We start from the raw sequence: 24683 nt of genomic DNA, 5'->3' as shown, positions 1-24683 counted from the left end.
GCGTTTTTGTTTGTGTATTTGTATTTTATGCTGACTGGATTGACTGAATCTACTCAAGTACGCCGCGTATGGAATAGCTGAATGTACCGAATTTTTCGTGCTTCTGTTTTGTTGACTTCACTAAGTCAATCAATTCTTTCTTGGTGAATACCGCTTTTGCCTTCACACGAACCTCACTGCTGTTCCAAAAAAAATTCACCTTGGAAAGGCGGATAGTGCAGTCGAAACGATGAGGACTATCAACTTTGCATAATTGAGCACCCCGCTTTAGATCATCTGTCTTTAGTTGAAATTCAAGTTCTATAGGATGCTTGAAATCCATCGCTGAAGTCAGTCCATCGGTGGCGACGTCATTTATTTGATTGCAGGCGGACAGAAAGTTAAGTGAGCTGAATAGAAATACGAATAGAAAGTAATGTCGCGATTTCATTTTATGCTGTCCTTTGATGTTGATGTCATTTACATGTTTCGCGCCCTAATAATTTATCAGGGAGTAAAACTAAACTCCTTTTTTTGCGAGATTGAGTAGCTAAACGCACCCTCAGTATGATATTTCTCTTTAATCGAGGCGATTAGACGATCTAGCTCTTTTTGAGAGAATACAGCTATTGTTGTGACACTTACCTCCCCGTACTCAATGACATTGCTTTGTCCAGAAACCGTGACCTTGCACTGGTATACATCCAACCCCTCGATTTTGCATATTTTTGCCGCTATAGCCATGTCTTTCGTCACTAACTTGAGTTCAAGTTCTATGGGACGGCTTAAATCAAGTTTTACAGTACGACTGAGTTCTGCTTGTGGAAGCACATTTTTGTCTTGGGTTTCAGTTTTCTTATCACATGCAGACAGTAGGCTAAGTAAGCCGAATAGACATACGATTTGAAATGGGTATAACGATCTCATCTTACTTCGCTCTCAATTTTGCAATGTATTCTTAATAAATAATTATTTTACTATCTAAAACCTTGATCATCTTGAAATTCTTTGATCATTGCGTCGATAAACACACGGGTTCGCGCTGGCATTAAGCGCCTGCCAGGAAATACTGCCCATGCGTCAAATTCGGGTGAGTGCCATTGCGGCAAGACACGAATCAGACTGCCATCATGCAAATGGCATTGGGCGAAATGCTCAGAAATTAAGGTGATACCTAAGCCAGCTAAAGCCAGTCGTTTGAGCATTTCAGGTGAATTGGCAGTGGCGATTCCGGGTGGTACACCTTCCCAACTTTGAGCTCCATTTTTTAGCCGCCACATCGCGGGTTCACCATTGCGTGCCAGTAGGCGCAGGGTTTGATGTTCCATCAAAGCTTCTGGCTCTTGTGGCTCACCATGCTTTTCTAGATAGCTAGGAGCAGCATAAATTGCGGCAGAAAACTTCGCCAGTCGGCGTGCTGCCAGCGAGGCATCGTCGGGTAGGCTGCCCATGCGTATCGCTAAATCAAAATTCTCGCCAATCAAGTCGACCCGCCTTGGTGATAAATCTAACTCCAAGGTGATGGCGGGATATTCGCGCAAAAAGCGACTGATTAAGGCGGTCATCGTTTCATTGGCAAAATCGGCGGGCATCGAAACACGTAATCTACCACTCGGTTGGACCTGTCTTTGTTGGGTGAGCGCCAACGTCGCATCGACTTCAGAACTGACTTGCTGTGCATGCGCCAGCACGGCATTGCCAAAATCGGTTACCACAAGTTTTCTAGTTGTACGCAGGAGTAAGCGCTCGCCTAGTTGTGCTTCTAGCGCGGTGATTCTTCGCGACAGGGTTGATTTTGGCATGCCTAATTTATCTGCTGCGCGACTAAAACTTGTCTCGGCAACGACACGTGCAAATAGGAGTAAATCATTTGGATCGAGATACATGCAGCCTCCGAAATAATAGAATTGTTCTATCAATGGAACAATCATATCCATTTTAAGCTCTTCTGCATTGAATATGGAACATATAAAGTGACAGCACATTCACTCAAGTGTGCAGTTCTAAACCAGTGTCACCTTATAAAGGAGCAATACCATGAACATTTTGCAGATCAATTCTAGTGCCCGTGTAGCAGGTTCTCATTCCACCAATTTAGCTAATCAAGTGAGCGCACGCTTACGTGAACAGCACAAGGACGCAAACTTTGTGTTACGCGATCTGGCCGTGACGCCACAACCAAGTTTGGATGAAACAGCGTTGCAGGCACTGTTCACACCAGCCGATCAGCGTACGCCAGAACAAGCTGCGCGCGTTGCTTTGGATGATGCTTTGATTGCCGAAGCACAAGCTGCGGACATCTTGGTGATTGGCGCCCCTATGTACAATTTTGGTATCTCATCGCAATTGAAAAATTGGATTGATGCGATTTCTCGTGCGCAAGTCACTTTCCGTTACACCGCAAATGGCCCGGAAGGTTTATTGAAGAATAAGAAAGTGTATGTGGTTTTGACGCGTGGTGGTTTGTATCGCAACACGCCTAACGATACGCAAATGCCTTACCTGAAAAATTTCTTCGCATTTCTCGGTATGACGGATGTTGAATTCATTTATGCAGAAGGATTGGCGATGGGCCCAGAAGGCGAACAACGTGCGATTAGCGATGCGCAAGCACAAATCGAAGCAGCATTGGCTTAAACTGCGTTAATTGCAGGACTCTTGTACTAATTTTGTACTTATTTTGTACTTCATCAGAAAAGGATGTAGCAGATGAACACCTCGATTCAATTAGAAACAGTCAACTTATCACGCGCAGTCGAGCAATTGGTAGTTGGTCAAGCGACTTCTGATGGCGCAGGTGTCAAGCTGACACGCGTATTGACGCAACCCTATCAGTACCGTCTTGATCCTTTTCTGATGTTAGATGCATTTGGTAGCGACAATCCTGATGAATACATCGCTGGTTTTCCCGACCATCCACATCGTGGTTTTGAGACGATTACCTATATGCTGGAAGGGCGCATGCGCCACCGGGATAGCGCTGGCAATGAAGGTTTGTTAGAAAACGGTGGAGTGCAATGGATGACCGCAGGTCGTGGCGTGATCCACTCAGAATTGCCAGAACAAGAAAATGGGCGCATGGAAGGCTTTCAGCTATGGTTGAACTTAGCCAGTAAAGACAAAATGACGCCAGCTTGGTACCGTGATTTTAAGAGTGCAGATATTCCTGAATTCACGACCCCAGATCAGGTTATGGTGCGTGTGATTGCAGGACAAAGTCACGGTGTACAAGGCGCAATGCAAAGGGCAAGCACTGAGCCGATTTATCTTGATGTGCAGATGCCAGCAGGCGCAAGTTTTAGCCAACAGATACCGCCTGATTTTAATGCCTTCATTTATGTGTATCGCGGCAATGTTCGCATTGGTGAACAACAAGTGCCTTTGCAAAGAATGGCGATTTTAAAAAAATGGCCAAGCGCAGACGGTGTCAAAATTCAGGCGGACGAGGCGGCTAAATTTATCCTCATCGCGGGCAAGCCACTTGGCGAAACAATCGCGCAATACGGTCCGTTTGTTATGAATTCGCAAGAAGAAATTTTCAAGGCGATTGATGATTTCCGTCAGGGACGATTGGTTGCGGCAGAGCCCTAGTTTGGTCAAATAAAAAGCGTCGATTTGGAGTAAATCAAATTGACGCTTTTTTGTTTTCTATCTAGCTGAAATTGCCCGCCACTGCAGAGACTTCTTTGCCATCGCTAACCCAATATTCGTGGCTGGCGGAATAGTAGGTAATGAGAACCTTTAATTCATGTTCTGCTAATTTCTTGTCAAACGCCAGTGCGGAACTAGGATCACTAATCGAAATGGCGAGCAAAGATTCACCAGGCATGATTTTTTGTCCTACTAAAGGAGCTGCTCGCCACACTAGATTATTATTGGGACCAAAAACCGCTTCTAAGGCGGTTTTTGCATCGGCGACAGCTTGACCATCCAGATAAATTTCAATTTTCTTGATAATGGCAAAACCCGTTCCACGATTACGTATCAACACTCGAAATCCTGTCTCGTCTAACTGTTTGTTCCAACTAATGAGTGGGAATCCCAAGCCTTGGCGTTGTGGTAGCACGCGCTGACGTAGTGGCAGTTCACGTCGAGATTTCAGATAGGAGTAACCTGCGAGTATGCCAGCGACAAGAATCACCACAGAAACAATAAATGGTAGATTGCCTTGAGATAAGCTCGCTAAGTAAGGATCAAAAAGTAGCAGGAGTGTGAAAATCACCAACGGTGGTATGACGATAGAACACACTATCCAGAGGAAGTACTTCTTCACAAAATTTTGTATTTCACAATACCTTGCGAACAGATACGCTAACAAAATTGCTAGCAGTACAAAAAGTGTCAGCACCAATTGCAAATACCAGCGATTGACGCAGACAAACTTTTCTATCGTTGATGAATTATCTTCAACGATTTCTTGTGGGCGATAGTTTTTAAGTAAGCACACAGCTATTTGCTGACTCTGTAAGCAAGATTGTTCAAGGTCTATCACAGGCTTGGCAAGATTATCGAAATTTGGTGACCAAAAACCAATTCCCCCAAAGTTATCTCCGGCATACAAAATGTCATCTTCTAGCTGTTGCCAATTGCGATTGTCAAAATGAAGTACAGGCAGTAAATGGCGCAATAAGTCGCTACGGTCTGCTCCATGCAAGCTAGTCTCGCCTTCGATTGCACGACGCAATTGTTTTTTCGAATCTGTACTAGGTTCATTTAAAAGAACCAGAATTAATTCGCGCAAAGATGCTTTGTCTAGCTTATTGTTCGAACCACGGGAGTCACTTTTTTTGCGCAACTTGACTAGGTTACTTAATCCAAAAGCGGCAGACTTATTGCTTGGGTTATTGACGAAGTTATCTTGTGAAATGAGAAGATTAATTAAGACATCGTCATTCGCTAATTCTTTGCGTAAGGCAAAATAGAATTCATTAAACAATAAGGCAGAGTCCGCATCTAAGGGGTAGTTGGGGAAGTAAATCGTCACGCCATCACCACGTGTAGGTCGAGACGAGATACCGAAACTAGCATACGGTTTGATGCGTGAACTAATGTCATTGAGCGGTGCTCGTAATAGTCCTGCAATGTTTTGAATGAGCTTTTTTAGTACAGCTTGTTTATTTTCACGAGAGAATTTTCTCCAATCTCCGCTCCAATCATTTTTCTGAATCAGCCAGTCAACTTTGGAGTTGTATTGGCGGGCAGTGCGAATGAATTCATTATCTTTGGAGCTGCCATTACGGATGTCAAAAGCATGTGCTCCAAGTTTTAATTCGCCTACATTGTCGACAGTTAAGCCGTAATAGGCGACACGATTAAGTACGCTGAAGTTGACCGTTTGCGTTTTCTGTTGATTTTTCCAGTAAGGATAAAAGCCATAAACAATGCCGTTAAACTCATCGAGTGCGCAACCGCAGTCGCCGCCTTTAAGCGTGATGTTGTTAAGCTTTTCTGGAATACGCTTCTTTGCAACGTTTTCGATCGCGATCGCTAGATAAGAATGGTAAAGCTGTTGTATGAGGTTTTGCGCTTGAGTGACACTGTTATCGTCACATAAGCCAACTTGCAGGCGGAACTGATTAAGCTCAGTAAAAATACTTTCGAGACTTTGGGGGAGTCGATTCCGCCCATCAGGCGCTTGTGCTTTTAGCGCCTCTAGTTCTTTTTGTAGCAGCGCAAAGTCATCATCGCTCATACGTAGACTACTCACGTAGGCGTTATTGCTTGGTGAGTTGAGTCGACAGGCACCGATTCCCATGACGATCTTCGACACCGCAGCACTACGAAATAAATCAATCTCTGCATAGTCAACGTCTTTGATTTGCTCTAACAACTTGACGATCATCGCGGGTACGCCAGTATTTTGAATGTTACCTTTGAGTTCGTTTTTTATAGTCGCTAGTGATTGCTCGGTCAAATGAATATTATCGAATACCCGTGCGGCTTCAGCCACCGCGCGTTTCTCATCGTCGGTGAGAAATAAAGCGTCTGTGTTCAGCTTTTCTTCCAAAAAGCTATCAAATAATTCTCTATTTTTAAAGTAGATCGTACCCTGTAGACGTAATTCATCAATCACTGCGACAGGGAAGTCACTGACTTCTTTTAGTCTCTTTAATGCATCTTCATTGACAAGGTACCCATCAAAATCCGCTGCATTACGCGCAATCAAGGGCCATATTTGTTTTAGTAAATATTCCCTGCCACCCATTGCTTGCGCAGTTGCTGAACGTAAGGCCTCTGAGGAGTTAAATTCTTTGTCTTTTAGTGTTGTGAGAACTTGTATGATTTGATCTTTTCCACCCAAAACATCTAAGTCAGCTTGATTCAAGTTGTAGACAAAATAGGCGCTGGTATCAACAAAGTTTGGGGCAGATCTAGGGGCAATTTTTCGCATACCACGAAAGCGATTGACTAGGTCAATTAGTTCTTTGTCTGTACCTTGTCGTCGAATTTGGAAGTCTTGGTTCTTTGTTTTCTCCGGTTGCATGAAATCCCAGGCTTCAAATTCCGGGCTAAGTAGAATACCCAGCTCAGCACGATTCTTTTCGCCAAAACGGGCGATCCTGTCTACATTCTTTGCTAAGCTTGGCGCATAGCCTTCACCAGTATAAACCTTGAAACTAAAGCCAAATCGTTGTAGCCACGAGAGAGTAATCGGGCCAACAATCCCATCATCTAAGGGTTTGCCCTTCAATGCATAATCGTGCTGCCAATCGTTGAGATCTTTATAGATGCTCTCTAGTTGTTTTTGCATTTGCAGCACTGTTTCTTTGCTCAGTCCTTTGAAGTCCTCTTGTCGAATATTTTTGTTATAGCCGACCACGTTGACCGTTTTACTGTTCATATTGCCTGTATCTTTGCTGGTCGCAGTCTTGTTCGGTGAGACTTTATCGATCTGCGTCGAGATACTGTTAATCTCAATTTGCGCCCAACTCTTTTCGGCACTGAATGGTAGAGTAAAGAGTAGACACCAGAGTAGAGAGGTCCGGCGACTCCAATGCATTGCTGGAATCAATGTCGAAATTTTTCTGGCAAAGTCTCCGGCATACAAGCGCGAACAATCTCGCAATGTTCGCGATAAATGATCAACACCAGATAATAGTGGAGCGTTGTGTAAGTGTTTCACAATGTTTTCCCATCCTTCATTAGTTCTCTACTGATACCACGTAGCAAATCGTCCTGTGTAATTACAGGGTGATCTCTCTTCACTGCGCGAATTGCGGCATAGCGAGCTACATTTAATAAGGCACCGCCCGCTAATTCATAGCGTTCAGCGAGTTCTCGAAAATTGACATCACTGTGCAATCGTTCTTGGTTGATAAATAGCTTGTTCCATAGCCGTTCGCGCTGCTGAGCATCGGGCATCGCAAAATAAACTTCACTTTGGAAACGCCGTGAGAATGCGGCATCAATATTGGCTTTTAAGTTAGTCGCCAGAATTACCACACCAGGAAAATCTTCAACCCTTTGCAATAGATAGGAGATTTCTTGATTTGCATGGCGATCATTTGAATTACTGGTTTGGGTACGCTTGCCGAAAAGAGAGTCAGCTTCGTCAAAGAACAGAATCCAGTTCTTGTTTTGTGCTTGGTCAAAAACACTCGCGAGATTTTTCTCAGTCTCACCTATGTATTTGGAGACCACCATAGACAAATCGATACGATAGACATCGGCTTGCGTCAGTTTTCCAATCAAACTCGCCGTTAATGTTTTTCCTGTTCCGGGTGGACCATAGAATAATGTGCGATAGCCAGGCTTTAAAGATTTTTGCAGTCCCCAGTCATTCAAAATATGTCTAGAGTGTGTGAGCCATGCAACGATATGTTCTACTTCTTCCATCACCTCTTGATTGAGTACCAAGTCATCCCAATTCAATGCGGTCTGCATCAGTTTTGCCGGAAAGTTCGCGCTAAAATCAGGTTTGTGGCGTTCACCTTCGATCAATCTTTGAAGATATTCATGGCTTATCTGTAATTTTGAGCTGAACAGAGGCTCATCATTTGCTTGACTTTCGAGTCGCAAGATACCTTGTCTAATAAACGGATGCTCATCCTTGAATAGATTCGCTACATGCAGGCGTTTTTCCAAACTGCTACCAGCCAAAATGAAGGCAGCGGTTTCGCAAGTCGGCAAGAATCCTAAATGCGCTTTGCCGCGCCAACCACCAATTTCACTGAAGGGACGTGAAAGTGCTGAGTTTTGTAGCGAGAAAAAATCGAGCGCTTGTGGCCTCAAATGTGGCACCAAAGCCAGCACGAGCACAATGCGTTCAAGGTAGGAAAAATCAAATTCTCGAACAACTTCTGCATATGCGGTCTGGCTAGAGGAAAGGTCTGGCGCCGGAATCAAGCTCTGTAGATCCTTGTCACTTTCATTGTCTTTGAAATAGGCGTCAAAACGCGCATCGCAAACGCGGCTAAACCAGGCAATTTCTTGTTCTAAACATTCAGTATTTAGCATATCGATTTATTTCTCTGAAAAGCGATTAGCGCCATGTCACGTGAAGAGGCGCGAGCATCCATGGGTACTTGATCATGGCGAAACTCCACGGCAAGCGATCAAGTAGCATGTCGAAGCTTCCTTGTCTCACCTTGAGGTGCCAGCTATCCTCTATGTAGTTGAGATACCCTTCGCGTATTAAAAATGTCTCACGTAGCCCTTGTATTGAAGTCTTGCCAATGGCACTCCAATGTGTAATCACACCAGACAGCATTTGTTGGATGACCTCTTTCTCATGCGCGCTTAACTGTATTCCATTTGAAATCGGAACAACCGCGGGAATGCCACACAGCAGCTTATTTAAGGTCAACATAAATTCAGGTGAAGCTTCTTCACCTGTAACAATGTACTGTGTTAAGTGCACTGCTCGTTCAGCAGCCTGCCTATCAACGAATGCTCCGTCTTTTGTCAACGAGAGTAGTGAAAACAATCGTTGTAAATAAGGCGCGACGATAACCAAGCCAGCATTTTGTAGAAAACTACCTTGTAGAATTTGCTCGTCGTCTCCTGAAACCTTATTCGTATTCGATGATGTTCGTTGGTCGAGTAAATTGGGTTCGGGTGACCTTGCTTTTTCTTTTCTCTCTGCTATTTGCATAGAGATTCGAGTTTCTAACTGATGATCGAAATTTTTTAGTTTTTCTATGCAAGCCTCAATGGATTCGAGTTTGAAAGACAGTTGCAATTGTCGAATCAGCTGCGCTGTGAACTGCCTGATATCGAGTGGAATAGGATTCGCCAAACTTGACACGTAGATCGCTCGCCAACTGACTTTGCTTAAGTGAATCAAATTTTCATGCAATTGAATCTGCAACGCGTTCTCTAAGCGGTAGATTAGCGTTGGTAAATGTTGACTGAGACTGTTGTGCATACGTCTGAACAAAGCATCCAATTGACTCTCGCTAGCAAGCTCACATAGTCGATTAACACACAGTCGACTAACCGCGGAGTGACTTTGTAAAACCTCTTTGAGGTCTTTGAAGTGGTAAGTCGTCTGCGATAGCAATCGATGTAGTGCTTTCTGGAAATCTGCTTGCTCTCGGTAACCGATGCTTGTCTTGGTCTGTAAAATCACAAGGCAAATTGTTTCCAAGTTTTGCAGGGTAGTTGGTGTTGCAATCAATGAGCGATCATGCTTGCTGAGGCTAACTGTGTCAATTTGTGAAAGATCTAGATTGGCTAGCGCCTTCAATGCAGCTCTCAATGATGTTTGTGAACGCAAGATACGCTGATCGATTGTTTTCTCTTGGAGTGGCAGAGCAGGAGTGTTGTACGTAGTTACTTGTAGCACTTCCTCTAAAGAGGACTCTACCTTGTTGACTTCTGAATTGCAGAACGCATACGCATAGGCATTCCAAAAGGAATGCAGTTGATCTGCATTTAGCTGCATTAAACAGCTTGTTACCAAGTCATCTTGCTGCTTTGTACTGAGCTGCAAAACCTCTGGTTTTGTGGTCGATGCAGAGGCTTTAGGTGAATGGTCGTGCTGCTCGAGTCCTAACTGCGCCAGATTCGCGAATGGTCGTGTTTCAATGTCCAAGTAGTCGTTCTTATTCGATCTGTTGGTATCAAGTTCGTGTAGTTCTTGAGCGCCTTGCGCTGTTTGGTCTAGTGAGTCCGCGTCTTCAAACGTTTTGAACATGTTGACTGCATTTATATGTTCAAATACGTATTGCCAAGGTGGTGATTGAGACACATCCATCTGATAGCTGAGATGACTTAAAATCACTTCAGTATGTTTGCGATCGGTTGCGTAGATCGAAGAGATGATGAAGTCTGCTTGCACAGTAATGTCGCGGCGATGCAAAGCCATTTCAAACACGCCAGCAAAGGCTGAACGTAAACTGTGTCGTTGGAAATCTGGATATGTTTGGTATCGCCTCATTTTTGAGTCGAGCAGATCCCAATTCAGCCACAAGCCACGCAATAGTTCTGCTGAATTTGGCGCGATACTTTCAAGCATATCGACAAGCATGTTGATGGGAGTATGCGTAATCAAATGTTCGCGCAACTCTTGTTTTACTAGATATTTCCGCTGCACCTCTGCTAAAAGATGTTTATGACCCTGCAGAATTTGCGGCCAAATTTTCTCTAAGCTGATTATTCGAGCATGCAAAACAGCATCCGTTAGCTTGGCTGGAAGTGTGTCAATCTGGTGTGAAGACAGAGTATCAAATTGCCCTTGTTTTTGTTCTGACTGATGCAGCGTTGGTGCGTTGGACTCGATCTGAGTCGTTGTAGCGCCTTGTGTTGATTGCTCAATTGAATAGAGTAGGCGTAAGGGGGATTCCCAAACTTGCCTAAGTTGTTGCGTTGAATCGCTGCACGCTATCCATTTATTTAATTCTTTTAAATCCTTTTCTCCGATCTCAAAATATTGCTCACTTAGTTTGAGAATCTGTTGCGTCAGGTGTAAAGGCAGCGAATCCCTAAGTGATGACAAAACAAAAGGCAGGTCTTCTTGTTGAAGATTAGTGAGTAACGCAGCGATGGTTTTAAATGCATCATGGTACTTTGCAGTCAGCTCTTGCTGGTCATTGTTGGAGAAAGGTGTATCTCGATTTATCGGATGATTCGTCGCAGTGTCTTCGATGATTTTCCTTTGACGAAATACAACCTGCTGTACTTGGTGAATAAGCCACTGCTTCAATAGCAGCAGTAGTTCTGGAGGCTGCATTTTTCGACGCAGATCAGCTGGAAGAAGAATCTGTTCTTTCGATAAACGCGTCTTTAGCGCGAATAACTCGTCATTTTCCGGTAATAGAATTTGTTGTGTGAGACTAAGTTGGAAAACTGACTTAACTTCCGACTCTACGAAGCCTGATACTTTATTAGACAGACTACTAGCGTCAGTGCTTACTGATGAGAGTAAAGCGACTAATTGCTTGGTATCCTGCAATAACAGGTGAATCAGAATATCGGTATAACGCGCTTGTGGTGAATCACTTTGGATGGCGATGAGTTGTAACTTATGGTGAAGATCATTTTCATTGATGGTTGAATGAAGTCCCGCCGAAATATCTGTTGAGATAAAAAGATGGTCGATTTGTATACGCTCAAGTAGTCGCACAATAAATCGATGTAATTGTGCGGCTGAAATCTCTTCTCTCAGCTGTGCTTTTAGCTGAAGCATGTGTGATGTGGATCTTACACATTGTTGGATGAGTTCCGATTGAAATGCTTGCCAGTTTTCGTTGCTAGAAAATGCTGCTAGAAAGTTGGCTTGTAGCTCTGAAGTATAAAGAATCTCTGAACTGTTCTTAGCCGTCGGATTTGAGTCGTTCGTGGACCGCTGATAATATTCATCGATCGCTAATTTTAATGCTAGAGCCGATGGCGCAAAGTTCTTTTCACCAATCTGAAAAGCGTGCGCATCTAGCGCTCGTGCTTGTGCATTTAGTGAATCTAGATTGATACTCTCTCCATCACGAAGCGCGTCAAGCGTGCATGCAAGTAAGTGTTCCGGGATCGGACTTGATTGCACAGCGACTTGTATATTTTTTAGCAGCAAACTGTAGTCGATCTTATGATCGGTATCTTGATGTAAAACCCACCAGTGCAGATACATATGCAGTTCACGTAGCTGCAAATTTAAGTCGGAGACAGAAAATTTTCCCGCACGCCAAGCATGAAAGCCTCTTAATAGGGGATGGTTTGGCGCGATCAATGAACTTTGTTCTAGGTCAGTAGATGTGGTCAGAGGTCTCGATTGAAATTTATTGCCTATCTTTTTCGGAGTTGGCTTGATTTGATTTTCTTGCTTCAATACAGCGACAAAGTAGGGGAGTGCCGTATCCTCGATTTCTTCTAAGATAGATTCTTGAAAGCTTTCTCTCAAATCGCCAGGTATTCCCAATAAGCTGGCAATAAAATTCCTAAATTCGCTTACTTGCAGAGATGTTTCGGACAGCGCTAAATGCTTAATTAATTGCTGAAACAAATTTTCCTTATTGGGTATGGTGTGGGCTATCTGATTCCCAGATAGCATCCGTTTTAAGCTACTTTCTATGGCACCATAAAAACGATCGAAGTACTGGTACTGCTCTTGGAGCAATTTTCCTATATTGGGATGCAACACTTGTGTGAGAACCGCACTTTGTGTCAGCGACATTTTGTCGATGATATCTAATTTTTGTGATCGTGTTAGTTCGATAAAATGAGATCGTATTTCTCGTGACTGATCGATACTGAGATTGATGAAGAAGGGTTCAATTGTGTGTGGATTCTTGTGGCCGAATAGTTCAAGAAAGTGCTTGCTCGGTATTTTTTTAGGCGTGATGTTTTGTTCCAGCTTGTTTGTCTTTATCTTATCGAACGACGCGATCACTTTTTCAGTCGATATGTCGGATGAGAGTGAACTTTCAGTCAGATCTCCGGAGAGCGCTGACTGCGGTTTATACCATTGCTCAAACTCGGTGCTAGAGAGTTGATTCGCTGGTACGACCCAAAGATAGGCAAATAGCGCAGTATCATAGGCGCGCCGTTCAGTTGTACTTTGAATAGCATCTCTCAGTTGTTGAGATCGATATGCCTGAATGCATGCTGTAAGTTGCGGATGTATTCGCAGTAAGATTTGAACTTGATCGTTGAAGTCGAGTAATTGCCACCAACGACGCCAATGTACACGAGAGATCGCCTCAAATGCTTCAGCATGTTCGTCTAGAAGTAGATGAATTGCATTACTGATTAACCGAGGATCATCACTTGTGATGCAAATCTTGGATATTTGATTGATAGCGTCTGCAAATTTCTCTTCATGCTGCTTCCTTACTAATTTTTCGGGACGAACATTATCGTCTTTATGTATATCTTGTTTGTATTCGCCAAGGTTCGCGGCCAAATGTGATTTAAATCTTTCGAACATCGATGTTGGAATCGCGTTCGCTGGTGAAGACAAACAAGTTACTATAAATGCGTCGAGTTCCCACTGGTTTTGAAGTTTACTCGTAATGTTTTTCGTTGATAGACTAGATTGAATAAACCATGCAGCGTCATTGTGAATGACGCTGATGAGATCAAGACAAGCAAAGGTAGGGAATTTTTCTAACCAAGTAGGCCAGTAATTCGTGTGTAATTGCCGAATGTCGTTGGCGCAAAATAGTATTAACGAAGCCCAGTCCGACTCGAGCGCGGAAAAATCTCCATGCTGAAAAGCCAGTTTGTGGACTTCTGTGAATGCAAAGCGACTTGTTGTCATTGCCTGCTCAGCATTCCTAGCATTTGCAATCTCGGCACGGTATTGTTCGGCCAGCTCGTTCGCTAGTTGTGTGGATTGATCTTTTTGTTCAAAGGTGTCTCTGCCAGCGTTGACAAGGTCTGGGTTAGCTAATTTTTTGCTTATCCGTTCCAATACCTGCATTAACGCGACTCGCGTTGGCGTTGAGATCGCTGTATGGGTTTCTATGAAATATTGGTACTCAGTTTTTATCGTAGTGAGACTGCTTCCTTGAAATGCCATCCATGATTGTGCAATCTCTGCAAAAGAATTGCTACGATTTTGTATCGACGGCAAGATAAATTGCCAGAGCTTCTCTATGGCGGCTTGTTCTGAATGCTTGGTTTGTAAATGTAAAAACTCCAGTCCAAGCCAATCTAACATCAGTTCTCGCTCTTCTCTGGACCATGAGCGTAAGGCCATGTTGGTGATTTTAAATAAATCACCAACGTCGAACTGTTTAAGTAAGCGATTTAATTGGCGATTATCTCTGGTGATTTCGTGTAGAGGTAAAGGCGCACTTTTGGCATGTATGATTTCATGGAGCAAACGTTTATGCGCATGCTTTGCATCAGAAAGTCTTTCCCACTTTAATTGCCCAGTTTTGAGAAAATGCAGGAAGTCGGTATGTGCGTTATCTACCTGCTCTAGGGATGAGTTTTGTGCGCCTATTTTTGTCAGTGCTTGTCTGAGAGAATTACTGAATTGCTCATGAAGGCGTCGGACTAACTCGCGTTCAGATTCAGCGACGAACACGCTACCTAAATCAATTTCTAATGATTCAATTCGTCTAACCTGCGACGCTGAAATTTTGAACTCGCGACTAAGGTCTTCCATCACCTCGTCAATTATCGGCAATAAGCGCATCTTGACCCATTCGGCCCATACACTTGCATCTGCCTTCTCATCGCTGAAAGACAGATCAAATACCAAATCATGTATGCGATTAATGCGACGCATATTTTTATATCCAATAACGATTAGGCTGAGTTGGACGATTCTTGTTCAAGAAAGCAATAATTTGATCGGCACATTGGTCTATCAGTGTTGCATCGCCTTGATAAGCATTTAAGGTGTACTCTTGCATTGCCTTACTCCACTCTTGGTAGCGTTTCTCAAATTGTGCAAGAAAGGCGAAATCCAACCAAAAGAATTCTGGCATTAGGTGCGCAGGCAAATGTTGTGCGATTAAATTTTCTATCCAAATACGCGCCTTGTTTTCTGCGAAACGCGCAGTAAATCCAGGCAAAATTATGCTGATTCGATGCGAGTAAAATGTCGATTCGACTTCACGTTGATGTGTATCTCTGTGGGGACGGAGTAAGATATGCTCAACCAGATGGAAGCCCTCGATGTCGAGACTAATTTGTATCAGTGCTTCAGTTAAATTCGATAGAAAGACTTCAAGTTCGCCTTTTGGCAGTAAGCAAATTGGCCAATATTGTTCCACTGGCGTGCCCATGTTTTGATGATTAGATACTCGTAGACATAACCAAACATGGTGTTCGCCGCTTGATAGAGATTGATAATTTTGCCAATCAACGCCGTATTTCAATAGGGATTCACAGATTGCACTATGAGGGAATTTAAACTCATAATCTGCCCCCTGTCCCTGGTCTGTCGATGATTTTTTCGGAATTGGATTTAATTGCTTTGTTCTCAGATCAAAAGGAAAACTAATTTGCTTTTCTAATAGTGCCTTGTAGCGAGAATCGCTGATAAATTGGTATTCTTCTTGTAAGCCATGAATTAAGGAAGGGGAGTGATGTTCTGCTGTAGCAGCTACACTTCCCATAAGAATACGTAAGCGTTTCTGCAGCGAAGATTGATTGTTATTGCCCCAAGCTTGTTGTAAATTACTTGCATTACCACGTTGGCTACTTAGCTCACATAGGTGTTCAAGCAATTGTATTTTGCATCGAATGAGTTGGTGCTCGACCCGGTTACGATGGTAGCAGTCATTACGTTTAAATTCTTCGCTTGGAAATTGTTCGCCATACATTGCCAGTAGTGTATCGAGCACGCGGTTGCGGCGATCTTCAAATGCATCTTGCTCACGCAGGATCTGCGCTACTTCTTGTGGCGTAGCGTTCTGTTGATAGACGGAACGAATCGCGGGTATTTGTTGTTCATCCAAAAATTGCGAGAAATAACTACGATCAAGTTGCGGATTGATTGAGTAAATCTGGCGTACTTGCTGTAATGACGCTAAATAGTTGGCCATTAATTGTTCGAATGGATATAAATAGGCTTTCAATTGACGTGCACGTGCGTGCACTTCTGCTGGTTCTGATTTAGGGACGCCAAAGTGATTAATCCCATAAATCGCAGGGGTATCCTCGCCAATCGAACGATACTCAGAGAAGTCGCGCACGCTAGGTTTAGGTAATTCAATGAGTTTGTGAAAATCACTTCGATTTCGGCGAAACGCTTCGTACTCAAATTCATATTTCTTTAGGTGTAAACTAACTTGCTCATGAAATGCGCGAATTTCCCTCTGTGAATCATGCTTCAAGTAGTTGTTGTTTAATCGCGCTGCTAATTTGTCTTCGTCGTTTGGATTACTGTTGATGCTTACAAGCGCAGTATTTCCTTGAATTAAATTTAAGGCATGGATTTGTTGCGCGTCGCTAGGGAATTGTAGCGTCGGGCAATTTGGGTCACTGTGATTGAATTGTAGATGTTCATGTATTTGACCTTTGTCGTCAACAAGCACTAAAGATCGCACATTTTTAACGCCAGGAATATGACGTACTAAAGTAATTAGTTTGACGACGTCAATATCATAACTACCGTCTAAGAAGCTCGCTTCATCGATAAACCCGCGCTCAGTTAGTGGGCCAGTGAATAGCTGCTCCCAATCTAAGCCCTTGCGTAGCGCTTCCTCAAAGCGCATGATTTGGCTACCTGATGAGACTAATTTTGCACAGCGAAAATAGATATCCGCATAGACTTCGGCACATGCTCGCCTATCATCTATTTCGATTTCGCCTGCAAGTCTAAACATTTGTGGTTGGACGATATGAATCGCTGCCAAATCACGCCCTAGGTTGCGTTGTACCGATAATAATTCAATCACTTGCGCTCTAAGGTCTTCGTATAGTTCCGATGAAGCCTTTTGATTACGATTGATCAGTGATTGATGTGGCTTTACAAAGACAGTTAGCAGTCCAGCAAAGCTATGTGGATTTTTGTTCGAGCTAATCCAGACGTCTTCGACATCGGGTAGGTGGTCGTAAATGAGTTTGCAATAATCAAGATCTGTGACTGCTTGATTTGGAAAAATCGACTGTGGTGGATAAAGTGCTTGTGCTTGAAAATTGATGTTGCCTTGCTCGTCGCATAAAAAATCAGCTACATCAAAGTCAGTACGATAAACCAAGTCTGTGATACCGTAGCAAAGTAATTCCAATAAGGTGACACCCGGATCATGGTAGTTATAATCCGTCCACTGTTTGCCCGAAAGTTCTTGCAAAAGAGCGATCCCACGACGGCGCAGGCCATCGAAATCGAGCTGATCGGGATCAGCCTGTAGGCGTGGAATCGAATGTGGATTAGACACCGGTAGTTGCCTCTTGCAATTGTTGATGCATATTTTGTAGTAAGCGGTGCACTCGGTTATACGGCATCTCACCCAAGACCTCGAGAATCAATCTGAGCTGGTTTGGACTTAAGGTGAATACTGCTAATTCATGTCCTTGTGCTGATGGTGAAAACAGACTAGATGCTTGCTGATTTAATTCGCCGATGAGTTCAAAAACTTGTTTAAATGGACGCTCTGCTAAAGCCTCCAGAATCAAGTTTCCATTCGCTAAGCTAAGTGATAGCCTGATGTTTTGTTGTGCCATTATTTTTTTACCTTCCCTTTGGCATCGTATTGAGGTGAAGGTTGACGTAAAGGCTTTTGATCACTTTCTAGCATCAAAGTATCTGCCCATAGCTGTGTCATATGATATTTAATCCAAACATCGTCACCATAGCTACAGCCAACCCGCATTTGTAACTTAAATTCAAAGGGCTTACCGTTGTCCTCGTTGATCCAACGTAATTCGATGCGGCTGCATTTATTTCCAAAATGGGTTTGATGATGATTTATGCTGCCATTTGAATTAAACGCATTGAGTGCAACAGCATGCGTTAACGCATAGCGTCCTTCACTATCTTTTCCGCCAACGCCGGCAATAATTTCCCATGCTTGGCAACCGGTCATCGCTTCGCTTATGTCGTACCAATTACCATCTGCTGGCACTGCTAATTCGCCAGCGCGGCCTATTCTGCCGTTTGATGCAACCCAGCCTGCGACATCAAGTTCGTATCGCGGATTATTCTGACGAATACCGATAGCGTGACGATGAATGCCATCGAGCCCAGTTGTACTTGATAGCGTCAGTAACGATTGATCTCGATGATCTTGGATGCTTAGATTGTTGTTGGATTTGTCTAAGCCTATCGACCAAAGTGGATTTCCAATGTTGATATCTTTATAGAAGCTCATTAATTTGCCATCGCGAAGTTGGGCGACTTTAAAACCTGCTTCTGGCGTTTTATCAAATCCCTCATCCAACATGTTCAACATGGATTCAATCAAATCAGAAAAATCTTCTTCCGTTGGCATTTTTCCATGTTGGAATTGTTCCTGTAACATTTGTCTTGTGCGTCGGGTCATGGTTCTTTTCTCACCGGAATTATGAAAGTTGAGCCTACTTTTAGTTCGTTAATACCAATCGCTTTGGCTGGCTTTTGTTCGAAATGTTCGTTCACCACTATCCAATGTTCATTCATAGGAACGGCGATACTCCATGGATAATTAGGGCGTAAATTTTTTTCTTCGCGAATCGCTTTGGCATTGTCACGTAAGTCGTAACGCAGATTTTGCGTATCACCGAGTGGTGCTATTTGTAGTAGCGAGACGCCAGTAACTTCGTCTACGTATTCCAAGTCGTGCAGGAATGCCACAACGTTATGTTGCTGTATGGCCCAACCAAAATGTTGGGTTTGACCTCGTTGTATCCATGGAGATAAGTAATCACAAATAGCTTGATTGATCTCTTCGACATAACGTCCTGCGAAACGACTATTTGAATAGGCTGATTTTAGTTTGACGGTACAACGTACTTGAATTTCTTCGTACGTAGGATTCTCCACACTGATCGTCACATCAGCAGGAGCAAATTGTTGGATGTAGGCTTGAATTTCTTGGATTAAGTGCCCACTCAAACTAGGCTTCTGATTCGCATGTCCACCTAAACTTAAATGAGGAATAGGCACAATTAAGAGTTGTCCAGGACAGAGTCGATGATGAGGATTCTCTGCCGAGCATAAATGGGGAAAGCACTTGATTTTATATACTTGAGGGAATTGTTCGAGAATGAGTTGTTCATAATCGGCAGCCGTTAGTGCACGATTCTTATGTTTGAGTCGTTCGCTCGCCCGGATACGGAATTGTTGTGTGGTTTCTTGATCTCGTCCATTAAAGCTGCGACGTAGTTGCAGGATTCTACGCAGTCCAGGAACTTGGGTTCGACTACGTTGAATACTGAACGCTGCCAAGCTTGATTCGTTTTTTTTACCTGAATCAGGGAGGTAGTTCACCTTGATTGCTTGCGCAAACACGCCATATAAACTGCAGAACCGCTCTAATCCAAACTCAGCGGATACTGCAAGCCAATATAAGCCCGACGGCATGACAGTATTATTCTGATCGATCTCATCCGGGATTTGAATCTGAACGATACCACTGGTCATAAAGCCAAACGTGGAGTCGTCTAGAATATTCGCTGGTTGCATTTTGCGCCAACGATTTGATGATAAATACCACCAACATAAACCAGTGCTCGCCAACTTCGTCAAAGGAAGCGAATCTTCTCGGAGATAAAAATAGAGACTTAATGTTGCCCGTAATTGTGAAGCAGTGAGACCGATAAATAAGTTTCCTGCCGCCGGATATCGCGGTACCAAGGCTATGCGCTTCATATCACTATGACTCATTGCTTCCCAGCCTAGCGGATGCAAGTGCATAAATTGCTCGTGCCGACCATCGATATTTGTTAGTTGTTTTTGGTCAAAGCTAATTTTAGAAGTCGCTTGATAATTCAAAGTAATTCTACTGATTTGCGGCGTGTAGGGCGTATTTGGTAGCGCTTGAATCAAACCTAGCTTTTTGTTGCGGGCGTTATGTGTCAGAACGTGGGTCAGCAATTGAGGATACTCTTGATGACCAAATGCACCATTTGGTGAATCTAGACTGATTTTAAACATGCCATTCATGGTGGCAGATGTGTAAGCGAATGGCACCGCTCCGTCAGCTTTTGCTATGTTACTTATTTTGAATAAAGGTACCAGTTGGCTTAAGCTCCATGAACTTTCGTAATTCACCTGGTTGGATGCACTGCCATCAGGACGCGTTTCAAATTGAAATAAAGGGATAGCTTGCGTTGCGTTGTTCCATTTGCCGTCAACTAAGACAGAAATCTTTGCCAATACTGAATCTGCTTTCAGTGGCGTTTGGTAGGCGCGATAGTGACTAGGAAATCCACCTAAGTTATTGGGTAGACCTGTCCATTCCACGTCGAGAGAAATATCTTGCAATTGTTTATCTGCGACTTCTTCGCTTCCTACAACTAGATAAGAGCCAATTTCAGGTAGTGGACCAAACGGTAGGAATGGTGACAGAGCACTGAGTTGCCCAATTTGATTATGCAAAATCAAATTTCGACAGCCTTTTACCTGTGTACTTATCTCGATCTCTTGTACAAACCAGTTACGCAAAATGTCGTAAGGATAGGCATATTCATTTTGTGTCATCTCACACAGCATGACCGGCAAATTGGTCTGAAATGATTCACCGTGCGTATGGGCTTGGTAGGCACAAATAGCCGGTGCGCTAGCAGGTAAAACAAAGTTTAGCGCTAGGCAATTGGGCGGTATGTCTGCATTAAGCTCATGATATTCAGGGCGGTACTCGCCAATTGACAACCATCCTTCTGAGGTAGTTAAGGAAATCTTAAACATCCCTCGCAAAAGTTTAATAAACACATCACTTAAACGAATGCTGGTCGCGGGCTTGGATGTATTTTTCCGCTTTTGTTGAGCATGCTCGGTGATTTCCTTAATGCTTGATTCTATGGTGTACGCAGCATTATCACGGAAGCGAAATAGCACGCGCACCGCTCGTTCACCTTCTTGCATTTGTAATACTTTGCTCGCGATCGCAAAACCAAAGCGTGTAGCACGCGCCCCCGATAGATGCTCGCCAGGCTTAGGGGCGCCGAATAGCGGAAGTGGCGGCAGTTTTTCGTGATCAGTAGGGGGGCAATCGTCTGGTAATACTTCGATGGCTTGGTGGTAACTCGATTTGGTAACAAGAAGACGATTTTCTTCGTGATTTTTGTCGAAGTAGATGCTGTGTAGGGAAACCACTTTGGCATCATTGAGTTGGGTCGAACTTTCTGCTTGGTAGATGATTTCATTTTGATCTGCATCGACACCAGCGACAAATTCGTTGGTTTGATCGATCAACATTTGCTTGGTATTGGGATTTGATTGTAAAACCAGATAAGCACTATCAGGGATTTGCGCACGTGCGCGCATGCCTAAGATTTGTTGATAGTAGAAATCGATATGCTTGTCACCAAAATGATTTAAACGTGTTTTCAATTGTTCGAATAGACGGATAAATGCAATCAACAAGCTTTGTGCTGGATCGTGTTCCTCACTAAGCATAGTTACTGGCAACAATTCCCGAACACCGTTTTGTAGCATTCTGAGAGCCTGATTGAAAGTGTGAAAATTATGTCGAACTTCTCCCAAGCTTAAATTCTTGCCTTCATTATTGTTAAGAGGTCGATCCTTTGCCGGTGTTGTAGGCCAATCGCTTAGCGATTTAAATTGGGCACTAAATAGAGCCGAACTGTACGGAATCAGCACGCGCGGTGTCGCTTCGCATAGTGTTTGTACTTCCCATTTGAGGCCGCGCAGTATGCCTTCTAGTAAGCGTTTACTTTGAACTGCAGCGTTGCTTTGCAATACACTCAAAGAGAGAAGATATTGATTCAGTAGGCGTGCTAATAGCAGTGGTGAATCGAGCTGGTCTCGATAACAGACATCAATTTTCTTAATGATATCGTCCCGAAACCAATCTCGATACAGCGGCTGTGATTGTAATCTTGCTTCAAAGTGTTGAGCGTGTGTAGCGGTATCTATCGCCAAAATATTTGCCATCAGAATGCATTCATCAGCTAAAAAAAACTGATTCCAATTGCCATCCACACGCAAATCTAACTGATGAAACTTCACTAGACGTGCATATTCACTCGCTAAGCTGAGTAATTGCTCGAAACGCATTTCGTTGAGCTGGAAATAGTCTCCTCGTAACGCCTTTAACTGGCGTTGCGATTGACTTCGACCATCGCTAATGATTATTTGAGGTTTCATTTCAAGCTCGAATCTGTCTACAGTTGTACATCGGTACCTTCACGCAAATAGAATGGATAAACGATGTTATGACGCGTGTTTGTGCTAATCACACGATAGACAATGGTGAAATTAATCTTTCCCTCATACGATTCTGATATGTCACTTAGTATCATTTCTAATTTCACACGTGGTTCGAAAAATAGAATCGCTCTAGTGATTAGGTCTTTGAGCAAAGTGATAGTGCTCTCGTCGATATTTTCGTAAACATGGTGTTTTAAACCGCAACCAAAACTTGGCTGCATTACACGTTCGCCGGGGCTGGTAGAGAGCAAGATCAACAAGCTTTGCCGAATATCTTCCTCTGCGCTGACCATACTTACTTTGCCACGCTTAGAAAACTCTGGAGGAAAACTCCAACCAGTGCCAAGAAAAGAGGTATCGCGAGTCATGTTATTGTCCTTATCCACCGACGATTACGGTTGGAAAACCAAATACGACATTGCCGCCGTGTGCAGTGGTATCGCCCATACGAGCCGACGGGCGGCCGCTGATGAATACAGTAGCACTCCCTTTGACAATCGTATCCGGAGGGCCGACGCATACACACATATCTCCCACCACAGCAGCTGGTAGTCCACCGATCAGTACGTTGGGAACACAGGGGCCAGTGATCGGGCCGCCAACATGGGGAACAGGAGGCACGGCTGGCGTTACCATCGGGCAGACATGCATGTCAGTGATTCTGGAAGCGGGTGGCATGGTAGTTTCCTATGGGGGACTGTTGACTCAATTGATCATGACCATGGCACCTTTGACAGTCGTTTGGCCAGCCGCAGATAATTCGGCGCTCGCTGTTCCCTTTGCTGTCAAACTGATGTTTGCTGTACTGCTAATATTCAATCCAGTCGTGGTGACATCCATTTGCGCTGCTATCTCAACATTTTGCACCGCTGAGATAGCGACCTTTCCTAGCGCTTTGATAGTGATGTCTTTTGGACTATCAAGCAAAATACCACTAGTGCTTAATTCGACTTTGTTATTTGTTTGGTCTTGCAATAAGATGGACTGATCCTGATCGCTAATGACAATTTTGTTGTTTGCTGGCGTGATGAAAGTGATGACTTTATTTCCATCATCGAATTCCATCTTTAGCTTGCTACGCGTTACAAGTGCTTTGTAGTTATTTTCTGCGGTGAGTTCATAAGGAGGGACATGCTTGCTGCTGTACAGACTACCCAGAATGACAGGGCAAGATGGATCATTATTGAAGAATCCTAAGACGACTTCATCACCGATCTCTGGAATGATAAAACCACCAAACCCAGAGGATCCATAGAAACTGGCAAATCGTGCCCACACGCCAACTGTGCTTGCGTTCATTAAGGGGATTGACACTTGAATCTTGTACTGGCCTTCGGGGTCAGCATCGAGTTTCAATACAATCCCAATATGTAAACCACAGATGCCTGCAGTCCAGCCAGCTGCTTCTGGTGCTTGAATTTGATATTGATCTGTGAACCAATAATTAGGCATACCAAATTCGACTTCAGTGACCCAATTGCCATCGGCAATTCGATGAATCACATTACTAGCAATAATATTCCCGTTGAAATGTTTGCCAACTGCAGCAAGTTCAATCAAAACACCGGGTTTGGCCAGCGCACTTCCTTGAAATTGCATGTGACCACGGATGCGAGATAAGGCCGCTTTAGTTTGTTGCGCTTTACTCCACGCTGTAAGTGCTGCACTTTCGAGGGGCGCAGCAGTTTGCAAGCCAAAGTCGGCGATACCTAATACCTCAGCTAGTTTTTTCGCATCGAGATCGCCTTGACCTGTAAGCGTTTCGGCTTGTGCTGTTTGCTGTACGATAGCGAGTTGAGATAAATCCCAACTCGTGCTGGTTACCGAATTTAGCTGAGAACGAGAATCGAGTTCTGCTTGAAATTCAATTAGATCCATTCCATAAGTTAACTTAAGTACGGGGCTTCCGCTACCAACAGGCGCTTTGACTGTCACTTTTCCAGCATCAACGATGACGAGAAAGCCATTTACTTCCGCTCGTGTCATCATGTAATCCCAGTCGGTTACGTAGTACTGGACTAGTTCCTTGTATGTCACTGAAGTGGCATCAACGGTCGGAGTTAGACCAGGGTAAGCGCTGATGAGACTAGAAATAATCTGGTTATCCGTTTTGTTGACAAAATTTGCGTTCTTTCTGGCGACCGTCATTGCTAAAGCTTTGTCGCGGCATTCGATAATTAAACGCGCATAGTTGTCACCACTAATTTTGACCGCGTGTGAAATAACAATACCTGTGAAGATCACCGAGGTTGTATTGTCATAGCCAGCGCTAATGACGACCTCCGTTCCGGGTTTGAAGTTGCCGGCATCCGCAATTGGGAAAATTGCATTTGGCATGTCGCCATCTAATAAGGTAATCGTTGCGGAAGGAATTCGATTGGTACTATGGTTAGTTTCCACCGAGACGATTTGAATAATGTCAGGGATGGGCGCGCCGTCACAAGTGATGGTTAGACTAAGAACACCAGAACTATTAGTTAAAGGTGAAATCGACATA

The 24683-nt window shown here is 43.7% G+C and carries 15 protein-coding genes; 2 read left to right on the top strand and 13 right to left on the bottom strand.

Annotated features, from left to right (window positions below):
- Positions 1-49 precede the first annotated feature (49 nt).
- The 3 genes from KDM92_RS03635 to KDM92_RS03625 all read right to left on the bottom strand — a co-directional run bounded on the left by KDM92_RS03635 (position 50) and on the right by KDM92_RS03625 (position 1916).
- Positions 50-430 carry a hypothetical protein gene (locus tag KDM92_RS03635; protein WP_212683055.1) on the bottom strand — a complete coding sequence of 127 codons (381 nt, stop codon included), beginning with the start codon at positions 428-430 and terminating at the stop codon, positions 50-52.
- 56 nt (positions 431-486) lie between these two features.
- On the bottom strand, positions 487-810 hold the full coding sequence (locus tag KDM92_RS03630) for a hypothetical protein (protein ID WP_212683054.1): 324 nt from the start codon (positions 808-810) through the stop codon (positions 487-489).
- A 146-nt stretch (positions 811-956) separates the two neighbouring features.
- Positions 957-1916: a LysR family transcriptional regulator gene (locus KDM92_RS03625; RefSeq protein ID WP_230408159.1), complete on the bottom strand. Its 960-nt coding sequence runs from the start codon at positions 1914-1916 to the stop codon at positions 957-959.
- A gap of 100 nt (positions 1917-2016) precedes the next feature.
- Here KDM92_RS03625 and KDM92_RS03620 point away from each other — a divergent pair, with 100 nt between their 5' ends.
- Positions 2017-2616: an FMN-dependent NADH-azoreductase gene (locus KDM92_RS03620; RefSeq protein WP_212683053.1), complete on the top strand. Its 600-nt coding sequence runs from the start codon at positions 2017-2019 to the stop codon at positions 2614-2616.
- A 72-nt stretch (positions 2617-2688) separates the two neighbouring features.
- On the top strand, positions 2689-3570 hold the full coding sequence (locus KDM92_RS03615; RefSeq protein ID WP_212683052.1) for a pirin family protein: 882 nt from the start codon (positions 2689-2691) through the stop codon (positions 3568-3570).
- A 61-nt stretch (positions 3571-3631) separates the two neighbouring features.
- Here the strand turns inward: KDM92_RS03615 and KDM92_RS03610 are convergent, their stop codons facing one another.
- From KDM92_RS03610 to vgrG, 10 genes are read right to left on the bottom strand one after another with little or no spacing between them, the layout of a single operon-like run.
- A complete protein-coding gene (locus tag KDM92_RS03610; protein WP_212683051.1) occupies positions 3632-7102 on the bottom strand; it encodes a hypothetical protein in 3471 nt (1156 codons plus the stop codon).
- Positions 7099-8436, bottom strand: a complete 1338-nt coding sequence (locus tag KDM92_RS03605) for an ATP-binding protein (RefSeq protein WP_212683050.1) — start codon at positions 8434-8436, stop codon at positions 7099-7101. The genes KDM92_RS03610 and KDM92_RS03605 overlap by 4 nt, the downstream gene beginning before the upstream one ends.
- Before the next feature lie 25 nt (positions 8437-8461).
- On the bottom strand, positions 8462-14650 hold the full coding sequence (locus tag KDM92_RS03600; RefSeq protein ID WP_212683049.1) for a contractile injection system tape measure protein: 6189 nt from the start codon (positions 14648-14650) through the stop codon (positions 8462-8464).
- A 4-nt stretch (positions 14651-14654) separates the two neighbouring features.
- Entirely contained in the window at positions 14655-17252 is a 2598-nt protein-coding gene (locus tag KDM92_RS03595) for a hypothetical protein (protein WP_212683048.1), read from the bottom strand.
- Positions 17245-17538, bottom strand: a complete 294-nt coding sequence (locus KDM92_RS03590; protein ID WP_212683047.1) for a hypothetical protein — start codon at positions 17536-17538, stop codon at positions 17245-17247. Before KDM92_RS03590 ends, KDM92_RS03595 begins: the two co-directional genes overlap by 8 nt.
- Positions 17538-18356, bottom strand: a complete 819-nt coding sequence (locus tag KDM92_RS03585) for a hypothetical protein (RefSeq protein ID WP_212683046.1) — start codon at positions 18354-18356, stop codon at positions 17538-17540. The genes KDM92_RS03590 and KDM92_RS03585 overlap by 1 nt, the downstream gene beginning before the upstream one ends.
- Entirely contained in the window at positions 18353-22123 is a 3771-nt protein-coding gene (locus KDM92_RS03580) for a baseplate J/gp47 family protein (RefSeq protein WP_212683045.1), read from the bottom strand. The genes KDM92_RS03585 and KDM92_RS03580 overlap by 4 nt, the downstream gene beginning before the upstream one ends.
- A gap of 17 nt (positions 22124-22140) precedes the next feature.
- A complete protein-coding gene (locus KDM92_RS03575) occupies positions 22141-22554 on the bottom strand; it encodes a GPW/gp25 family protein (protein ID WP_189345563.1) in 414 nt (137 codons plus the stop codon).
- Positions 22555-22564: 10 nt separating this feature from the next.
- Complete coding sequence (locus KDM92_RS03570; RefSeq protein ID WP_212683044.1) at positions 22565-22864, bottom strand: PAAR domain-containing protein; 300 nt, start codon at positions 22862-22864, stop codon at positions 22565-22567.
- A gap of 27 nt (positions 22865-22891) precedes the next feature.
- Complete coding sequence (vgrG, locus tag KDM92_RS03565) at positions 22892-24682, bottom strand: type VI secretion system tip protein VgrG (RefSeq protein WP_212683043.1); 1791 nt, start codon at positions 24680-24682, stop codon at positions 22892-22894.
- Position 24683 lies beyond the last annotated feature (1 nt).

Source organism: Affinundibacterium baiyunense (genome assembly GCF_018139645.1).
Lineage (GTDB): Bacteria > Pseudomonadota > Gammaproteobacteria > Burkholderiales > Burkholderiaceae_D > Undibacterium > Undibacterium baiyunense.
The sequence above is the reverse complement of the archived record's forward strand: the minus strand, read 5'-3'. Positions and strand labels throughout refer to the sequence as shown.

Excerpts from the sequence above, each read along its gene's own strand:
- KDM92_RS03635 (WP_212683055.1), bottom strand. The coding sequence starts at position 430 with ATGAAATCGCGACATTACTTTCTATTCGTATTTCTATTCAGCTCACTT.
- KDM92_RS03625 (WP_230408159.1), bottom strand. The coding sequence starts at position 1,916 with ATGGATATGATTGTTCCATTGATAGAACAATTCTATTATTTCGGAGGC.
- KDM92_RS03620 (WP_212683053.1), top strand. The coding sequence starts at position 2,017 with ATGAACATTTTGCAGATCAATTCTAGTGCCCGTGTAGCAGGTTCTCAT.
- KDM92_RS03615 (WP_212683052.1), top strand. The coding sequence starts at position 2,689 with ATGAACACCTCGATTCAATTAGAAACAGTCAACTTATCACGCGCAGTC.
- KDM92_RS03605 (WP_212683050.1), bottom strand. The coding sequence starts at position 8,436 with ATGCTAAATACTGAATGTTTAGAACAAGAAATTGCCTGGTTTAGCCGC.
- KDM92_RS03600 (WP_212683049.1), bottom strand. The coding sequence starts at position 14,650 with ATGCGTCGCATTAATCGCATACATGATTTGGTATTTGATCTGTCTTTC.
- KDM92_RS03590 (WP_212683047.1), bottom strand. The coding sequence starts at position 17,538 with ATGGCACAACAAAACATCAGGCTATCACTTAGCTTAGCGAATGGAAAC.
- KDM92_RS03585 (WP_212683046.1), bottom strand. The coding sequence starts at position 18,356 with ATGACCCGACGCACAAGACAAATGTTACAGGAACAATTCCAACATGGA.
- KDM92_RS03580 (WP_212683045.1), bottom strand. The coding sequence starts at position 22,123 with ATGAAACCTCAAATAATCATTAGCGATGGTCGAAGTCAATCGCAACGC.
- KDM92_RS03575 (WP_189345563.1), bottom strand. The coding sequence starts at position 22,554 with ATGACTCGCGATACCTCTTTTCTTGGCACTGGTTGGAGTTTTCCTCCA.
- KDM92_RS03570 (WP_212683044.1), bottom strand. The coding sequence starts at position 22,864 with ATGCCACCCGCTTCCAGAATCACTGACATGCATGTCTGCCCGATGGTA.
- vgrG (WP_212683043.1), bottom strand. The coding sequence starts at position 24,682 with ATGTCGATTTCACCTTTAACTAATAGTTCTGGTGTTCTTAGTCTAACC.